Source organism: Enterovibrio paralichthyis, from assembly GCF_019209835.1.
Lineage (GTDB): Bacteria > Pseudomonadota > Gammaproteobacteria > Enterobacterales > Vibrionaceae > Enterovibrio > Enterovibrio paralichthyis.
Window position 1 is genome coordinate 1 of record NZ_JAHUTS010000058.1, and the last position, 2,432, is coordinate 2,432.

Here is a 2,432-nt window from a genome sequence, read left to right on the forward strand (position 1 = left end):
GTCAACGATCTGATAGAGAAGGGTTTGCTCGGGTCGGTGGCTCTGGTAACGACCAGTATCCCGATCCCGGCTGGCCGTCCTGGCCGCCACATGAGGCATGTTCCGCGTCCTTGCAATACTGTGTTTAGCAAAAATGCAAGCCGATGAACAACTCGCGATGGCAACAGCTAAAAAATTGGTAGAACAAAAACGCCAAATTGAAAAACAATGTTCTAAATAAATCCACCACTCGCACAAATCCCCCCTATTGTGCGAGCCTAAAAACACAGACACCTTATCACTGCTTTTCGAAACCATTAATCAATGCTTCTAAACCAAATAAAAAAGCCTCTGTGCCATCATCTTGATCCATAATTTGCAAAGCATCTTTTAATAGTCGAGGCATCGTATCATCTGCTATTTGTTGCCTATCATTAAGTGCTGCGATATGTTCTTGCTGCTCTAACACAGAACCTAACGTAAAATGACCAACCGCGCTTATTGCATATAACCCACATTTTAATGAAAAACCATTGTCCACCATAAACTGCAACTGCATTTCTACGGTGTCATATTGGTCTGAACTCGGGCGAGTCCCTAAATGCACTTTTGCGCCATCACGGTAACTTAATAATGCATCACGAAAGCTCAATGCATTATTACGTAAAAATTGTTGCCACGTTTCCCCAACTGCGGGTAATGAATGACGATGATTACGCTTTAGCATTTCAACAGATAATGCATCCAACAATGTGCGCTTGTTCTTCACATGCCAATATAGTGTAGGCTGCTCTACGCCCAGTTTTTGAGCTAGTTTTCGCGTTGTCAGCCCTTCCATTCCCACTTCATTTAGCAACTCTAATGCCACTGTGATGATGGTTTCTTTATCTAATCGCGCCATACTGCCCTCTCTTTTTTTCTATTGACACTCTATCACTGATAGGGATATATTCCAACTCTATCAATGATAGAGAAAAAACGATGAATAAATTTGCGATCACCGCTTTAACGATCACCGCCCTAGATGCTATGGGGATCGGCTTGATCATGCCTGTATTGCCTACATTGTTACGTGAATACGTGTCGGCTGAAAATTTAGCAAATCATTACGGTATCCTGCTGGCACTGTATGCCATCATGCAGGTTTTTTTTGCTCCTCTACTTGGCAAATGGTCTGATAAATTCGGGCGCCGACCAATATTACTACTATCTCTTGCAGGCGCTGCTGTGGATTACACTTTGCTTGCATTATCTAGCTCACTTTGGATGCTATACGTTGGGCGATTAATTTCTGGAGTTACTGGCGCAACAGGTGCGGTCGCCGCTTCTGTTATTGCTGACAATACTGCTTCACAAGAGCGTACTAAGTGGTTTGGACGCTTAGGGGCGGCTTTTGGTGTCGGGTTAATCTCTGGCCCTGCAATTGGCGGCTTTACAGGGCAATTCTCAGCTCATCTTCCTTTTATTATTGCTGCCATTTTAAATGCGCTCTCTTTTTTAGTTATTATGTTGATATTTAAAGATAATAAAATCAAAAATACTGAAAAAAACACCACAGAAACAGCAGAAAATTCGCGACCTTTCCTGCAAGTGATCAAGCCAGTCATACTATTGTTATTTATCTTTTTTATGACTCAAATGATAGGGCAAATTCCAGCAACGACATGGGTGTTATTTACGGAACATCGTTTTCAATGGGGCAGTATGGAGATCGGCCTATCTTTAGCGGGGTTAGGCATCATGCATGCCTTGTTCCAAGCATTTGTAGCGGGCGCAATCGCCAAGAAATTCAATGAAAAAGTGACGATTATTGTGGGCTTTGTTGTTGATGGAGCAGCATTCATTATTTTGTCATTATTGACAAAGGGTTGGATGATTTACCCTACATTAATCTTACTCGCCGGCGGCAGTATTGCGCTACCAGCCTTACAGGGGTTAATGTCAGCTCAAGTCAATCAAACTAACCAAGGTAAGCTACAAGGCGTTCTAGTCAGCTTAACCAATACGACGGGGGTGATCGGCCCATTATTATTTAGCTTTATTTTTGGTCAAACACTGGCAAGTTGGGATGGCTGGATATGGATGATTGGTGCGATAATGTATGTTTTATTGATTGTATTTATTTTATCTTTTTATAGAAGCACCAAAAAGATAGTTAAAATAGCGAAGCTACCAGCGAGCTAAGTTTTAGCATATCAATATTAAGTGCTATGATACCCCTATCAGATTTGCTTTTAGCACAAGATATTAAGAGACAAACCCTATGACATTACCCCCTAAAAAACCAAGAACAAAACCTGCGGAAGAAAGGCTAGATGACCTAATGAACGTATAGGAAGAATAAACGCCCTTTTCACCCAAGTCCAACAGCTTTGGACCGCAGTTGACTCTTTCGACACCCCTGCGATGCAACCCAATCCGGCTGACGGGGAGCCAGCAACGCTGAAAATTTA

General features: G+C 42.3%; 2 protein-coding genes. One reads left to right on the forward strand and one right to left on the reverse strand.

What is annotated here, in order from left to right; translation table 11 throughout:
* Nucleotides 1-277 precede the first annotated feature (277 nt).
* Nucleotides 278-880: a tetracycline resistance transcriptional repressor TetR gene (tetR, locus tag KU854_RS24625; protein ID WP_000113092.1), complete on the reverse strand. Its 603-nt coding sequence runs from the start codon at nt 878-880 to the stop codon at nt 278-280.
* An 80-nt stretch (nt 881-960) separates the two neighbouring features.
* Here tetR and tet(59) point away from each other — a divergent pair, with 80 nt between their 5' ends.
* The gene (gene tet(59) / locus KU854_RS24630) at nt 961-2,163 is read left to right on the forward strand and encodes a tetracycline efflux MFS transporter Tet(59) (protein WP_001031679.1); all 1,203 of its coding nucleotides are present in this window, start codon (nt 961-963) and stop codon (nt 2,161-2,163) included.
* The last annotated feature ends 269 nt before the right edge of the window (nt 2,164-2,432 follow it).

What these genes read in the sequence shown, in the direction of transcription:
- tetR (WP_000113092.1), bottom strand. Translation starts at nt 880, where the DNA reads ATGGCGCGATTAGATAAAGAAACCATCATCACAGTGGCATTAGAGTTG.